The 4,970-nt window shown below is 69.0% G+C and carries 5 protein-coding genes; all 5 read right to left on the bottom strand.

What is annotated here, in order from left to right; translation table 11 throughout:
- Nucleotides 1–131: 131 nt before the first annotated feature.
- The 5 genes from HF526_RS34135 to HF526_RS34160 all read right to left on the bottom strand — a co-directional run bounded on the left by HF526_RS34135 (nucleotide 132) and on the right by HF526_RS34160 (nucleotide 4,567).
- Nucleotides 132–794, bottom strand: coding sequence for an isochorismatase family protein (locus HF526_RS34135; protein WP_211178215.1), 663 nt, complete (start codon nucleotides 792–794; stop codon nucleotides 132–134).
- Between the two features lie 2 nt (nucleotides 795–796).
- Nucleotides 797–1,600 (bottom strand): SDR family NAD(P)-dependent oxidoreductase, encoded by an 804-nt coding sequence (locus tag HF526_RS34140; RefSeq protein WP_169385785.1) that lies wholly within the window; start codon nucleotides 1,598–1,600, stop codon nucleotides 797–799.
- A 32-nt stretch (nucleotides 1,601–1,632) separates the two neighbouring features.
- On the bottom strand, nucleotides 1,633–3,036 hold the full coding sequence (locus HF526_RS34145; protein WP_169385786.1) for an aromatic ring-hydroxylating oxygenase subunit alpha: 1,404 nt from the start codon (nucleotides 3,034–3,036) through the stop codon (nucleotides 1,633–1,635).
- Nucleotides 3,037–3,068: 32 nt separating this feature from the next.
- Nucleotides 3,069–3,596 (bottom strand): 3-phenylpropionate/cinnamic acid dioxygenase subunit beta, encoded by a 528-nt coding sequence (locus HF526_RS34150; RefSeq protein WP_169385787.1) that lies wholly within the window; start codon nucleotides 3,594–3,596, stop codon nucleotides 3,069–3,071.
- A 731-nt stretch (nucleotides 3,597–4,327) separates the two neighbouring features.
- The gene (locus HF526_RS34160; RefSeq protein WP_169385788.1) at nucleotides 4,328–4,567 is read right to left on the bottom strand and encodes a group II intron maturase-specific domain-containing protein; all 240 of its coding nucleotides are present in this window, start codon (nucleotides 4,565–4,567) and stop codon (nucleotides 4,328–4,330) included.
- Between the last annotated feature and the right edge of the window lie 403 nt (nucleotides 4,568–4,970).

Below are 4,970 nucleotides of genomic sequence, written 5' to 3' on the forward strand. Positions count from 1 at the left end.
CTCTCGCTGGACGCCGAGCGCGCGCTCGGCGTCCAGCGAGAGCGGTCCGGCTGCGGTGCCGGGGACGACGAGCCGCGGCGTGATGGCCGGATGGTGGCCGGCGGTCTGCGCAAGGGCGACGGAGGTGGCGCTCATCGTCCATCCTCGGGCGTGTCGGCCACCGGCGCCCGCAGCAGGGCGAGCGCGTCGGCGAGGTCGATGACGTCGGCGTACTTGGCGTCGATGTCGAGCAGGTTCGCCTCGTGCGGCCCGGCCGCCCGGTCTCCGACGCACTCCCGGGGCACGAAGGTCGGGATCCCGAGCGCGCAGGCGTCGATCGCGGTGGCCCGGATGCAGCCCGAGGTGGTGGCTCCGCACAGCACGAGGGAATCGGCGCCCGCCGCGGCCAACCGCCCGGCCAGGTCGGTGCCGTTGAAACCGGACGCAGCCTGCTTGGTGATCACCGCTTCGTCCTGGCGCCGCGCCAGCCGATCGTCCACCTCGACCCACTTCGAGCCGGCCAGCAGCGCGCGCATCGCGGGCATCTTGACCAGCCACAGCGTGGTGTCCAGCTCGGCCGCGGCGAACGTGATCGAGGTGAACACGACCGGCACGTCGGCTGCGCGGGCTACGTCGAGTACCTGCCGGGTCGCGGCGACGACCGCACTCAGATCAGACCCCGGCGAGCAGGCCGGGTCGGTGAACCCGCGGATCAGGTCGATCACGACGACGGCCGGCCGGGCTCCGGGCTGCAGCCGGCCGCCCAGGCCCCGGGCTGCGTAGCGCTCGCGGACATCGTCCAACCAGGTCGACACCGTCACAGGTCCCCGCCCAGGTTGGGTCCGGCCAGGCCCCGGACGAGCAGCCCGGAGTCGGCGACCACCACGGTGCCGGTGATCACTGCGGACTCCGCGGAACCCAGCAGCGCGTACACAGCCCCGTAGTCATCGGTGTGCGGGAGCACCTGCAGCGGCAGCGCCTCCTCGGTGCCGGGCTGGAGAGCGTCGCGCGGTTCCTGACCCAGGCTGTGCAGCCCGGACATCACGGTCTTCGCGACGCCCGGAGCCACTCCGTTCACCCGGATCTTCGGCGCCAGCTCGTAGGCCAGCTGCGAGACCAGACCGACCACCGCGTGCTTCGCACTCGTGTAGAGCACGCCGCCGCCCGACGGCCGGTGCCCGGCGAACGAGCCGGTCACCACGACCCGTCCGCGCCGCGCGGCGAGCGGCTCGATCGCCGCGCGGATCGACAGCAACAGCGACCCGACGTTGGCGCGGAAGCACTCGTCGAACGCGCCGGGGAGCCGTTCACCCGGGATGTCGACCAGCCGCACTCCATGGTCGTAGACCCCGACGCAGGACACCAGCACGTCCAGCCCGCCGAACTCGGTCACGGCGCGAGCCACCATCGCCTCGCAGCCGGGCCACGCCGAGGCGTCGGCGACCATCGTCGCCAACCGCGCGTGGTCGCCCGATTCGATCGCCAGCTCGGCCAGCCGTTCCTCACTGCGGTCCACCGCCAGCACCGTGGCGCCGTCGGCGAGGTACCGGCGCACGACCGCGCGTCCGATCCCGCCGGCGGCGCCGACGATCAACGCGACCTGGTCGTCCAGGCAGCCCATCGTTTCCTACTCCCCTGCAGCGTCCGCCGGTCTTACTCGTCGTCGAAGGTGAAGTCCGGCCACTGCCCGGGAGGCGCCTGCATCATCCGGGAATAGAAGGAGAACAGGTTGCGCTGGACGCCCTCCTCGTAGCGGGTCCAGTAGACGATGCCCGGGCCAGGCCACTCCTCCACCCGCTTGGCGATGCCGATGCCCGGCATGCCCATCTGGTAGTTGAGCTTGAAGTCGAGCACCTCGGCGGCGACCGACCGGCCGGTGCGGCCGACCGTGATCCAGGGCTCGGTGTCGTCCATTTCGAACGTTCCGCCCATGGAGAAGGTCCCGAGGCCTGCTTTGTAGACGCGGTCCTTCTGCTCCGGGGTCATGTTCTTGTAGGCACAGAACCAGTTCCACACCTCGACCTGACCCGGTCCCTTGGGCTGCCACGTCCGGATCGTCAGAATGCCGGTCGGAGGGTGGTTCGCCCCGTCCTCGGTCATCGGCAGCGCAAGGATCGAGAAGTTGGGGAAGACGTTGCCGACGAACACCCGCGACCGGCGCGCGACGTCGAGCTGGTGGGCGCTGATCCGGCTGGTGTCGAAGGTCTTCGTCAGCTCCTCCGGGTAGCCGAAGAACTTGGGCCCCGGCTCGTCCTCGGTGGGCGCCATGGAGAACGACAGCGAGTGCCCCGGCGACGCCTGGATGTGGTACCCGAGCATGTTCTCCCGGAACGGGACCGGGAAGGCGCCGATCTCCCACACCGAGCGGTGCAGGGTGCCCAGGTGGTAGTCGTCGCCGGAGAAGTTGTCCGCTCCGGACTTCCAGTTCGCGTCGATGACGAACCGCTGCGGCGGCCCGAGCACCTCGATGCCCTCGGTGTTCAGCCCGAACACGAGGTCGAGGTACCAGGTCATCCCGCCGAGGTACTCCTCCAGCGGCGGCGCGGACGGGTCGAGCGTGGCGAAGACCAGACCGTGGTACGAGGCCACCTTCGCCGCCGGCGTCAGGCCGTTACCGTCCTTGGCCATCCCGCCGAACGCGTTGCGCCACAACGGCGCGCCGACCAGATCGCCCTTCGTGTTGTAGGTCCAGCCGTGGTACGGACAGCGGAAGTGCGAGGTGTTGCCGGAATCCGCCCGGCACACCTGCACCCCGCGGTGCCGGCACGCGTCGAACAGGACGTTGATCCCGCCCTGCTCGTCGCGCACCACGACGAAGTTGTCCTCGCCGATCTTGCGCAGGACGTAGTCCCCCTTGGCCTCGATCTCGGACTCGTGGGCCAGGAAGACCCAGCAACGCCCGAAGACCGACCGCAGTTCACGGCGGTAGACGTCGTCGTTGCCGAACAGCGCCGCCGGGATCTCCCCGACCGGCAGCCCCGCGTCGAGCTGACGCAGGAGGTGATCGGCGGACAGACCGACGGGTTGCTCGCCCGGCCGGTGCTCAGTGGTGGTCATGGGTACTCCTCGGATGAGGTGCCGTGGCGGCGTCAGAAGAAGATGGCGAGGTTGTGCGTGCCGATCACGGTCAGGTCGAGCAGGATCGTGCGGCGGTAGAGCCGGAGCACGCCGTCCTCGCGGCGCAGCAGGTCGCGCCGTTCCCCGGCGAAGATCTGCGGCTGGGTCATCTCCTGCCGCGTGCGCATAACCAGCAGGTTGGAGCGGACCGCGAGGAGCCCGTCGCCGGTCTCCGAGACACGAACATTGGTGACGAAGTGCCGCATCCGCGACGGCGGGTCCTCGGCCCACGCGTAGGCCGTCTGATTGCGGGCCACACGGCTGGCGAGCGACCCGTAGGACTCGTCGAGATGAAACGCGTGCTCCTCGAAACCCGCGCCGCGCGCCCGCTCGACGGTCTGGCGCAGCGGCATCTGATAGACCACCTCGCGGCTGACCATCTCCTCCAGCCACCGAGCCTCGTGGCCGTCATCCAGCAGCTCAGCCTCGGTGTCGAGCCAGTCGACCACCTCGCAGTGCAGTTCGCTGCCGACCCGGACTTTCGTAGTGGTGGGATTCACTCGTCGTCCTCTCGAGCAAGGTGTGCACACTTTTGCATCCACTTACGAGGGGCACAAGACCCTCCGACGCGCGGGTCAGCCATGCGACACGGCCGTCGATCGAACTGCGCAGCGTCGTGGAGGTCGTTTCATCACGGCGCCATGCATCGGCGGAACAGCCCCAGGTGGGTGATGCAGTTGGGTTCCGGCCGGTCAGCGTGACCGCGAGCGGGATTCCGTGGACCTCGGCGATCAGGTGGTGCTCGAGCCGGGGCCGCCCCGCTGTGCAGGCCGGCCGTGAACGTAGAACGCCTCCCGCAATGCCGCGTCGAGTTCGTCGCTACCCCACAAGCCACCCACAGCCGGGCTCTTGCAGGCCTGCACCGAGGAAGAGGAAGGTGTCGACCACGTCGGTGCGCCGGCGGATCTTTTTGTTCAGCCGCTCTTGGTAGGGGTCGGGCTGGGGCGCGGTGCGCATCTTTCGGTGGATCCGTTTCCCCGGCCCGCGCCTCCGAATCGGACGTGTGTGTTCCCACGCATCCGGCTCTCCACGTGTCCGTGCCAGTGGGTCAGGCGGGAGTCGCGTTCGGGCGCTGCCAGGGCGTGGGGATGTTCGCAGCCCGGTAGCGGTAGCGGGTGACCGGCACCGTCATCGGGTCGAACAGCCTGGTCGCGCCGTCGGTGGGCCACCATCCGGGCAGGTGGTGGCGGCGAAGCCACTTCCAGATGGCACGGGAGTGTTTGCGGCGCAGTCAGATGATCACCCGCCGCCACGCGTAGTGGCGCAGGTAGTCGAAGGTGGCCTTGGACGTCCCGTGCCGGAAGTAGTTCACCCGGCCCCGCAGCACCGGCGCGAGCCGGTGCAGCAGGACCGCCAACGGCCGGTTCAGGTTCTGCCGGGAGATCGTCTTGACCTTGCCGGTGATCGAGGCGAGCGCCTTTCCCGCCGGGTAGGTGTAGACGGTCGGCTTCCCGGAGCCTCGTTTGGGCAAGAACCTCCGCCGGCGCGCTGGGATCGGACCAGACACTTGCGGCGACGAGTCCAGATCTCCGCACGGCCGGGTTCGTCCTGGCTCGTCCGTGACGTCAAGCGCGACAACGGCGAGGTCTGAGGCGGCGTTGGCCGTCGACCTCCAGCTGCAGGTCGAGGTCGAATCTCAGTCCATTCTCTCAATTTGAGATTGACTATCGATTTGATCGACCATATCGTTGCTGAAAGTCGAACTTGAGGGGCACGGATGGCTGACGTGGCTGCGCGGCGCAAGGAGCTCGCCGACAGGGGTGTGGAGTTCGTGTTCGGGTTCTACGTCGATGTGCATGGGGTCCCGAAGAGCAAGTGCGTGCCGCTGGCGTCGCTGCCGGCGATGGCGGCTGGTTCGGAGCTGTACACCGTCG

Origin of the sequence: Pseudonocardia acidicola (assembly GCF_012911935.1) — a bacterium.
GTDB classification, from domain to species: Bacteria; Actinomycetota; Actinomycetes; order Mycobacteriales; family Pseudonocardiaceae; genus Pseudonocardia; species Pseudonocardia acidicola.

Coding starts and splice junctions, on each gene's coding strand:
- HF526_RS34140 (WP_169385785.1), bottom strand. CDS start 1,600: ATGGGCTGCCTGGACGACCAGGTCGCGTTGATCGTCGGCGCCGCCGGC.
- HF526_RS34145 (WP_169385786.1), bottom strand. CDS start 3,036: ATGACCACCACTGAGCACCGGCCGGGCGAGCAACCCGTCGGTCTGTCC.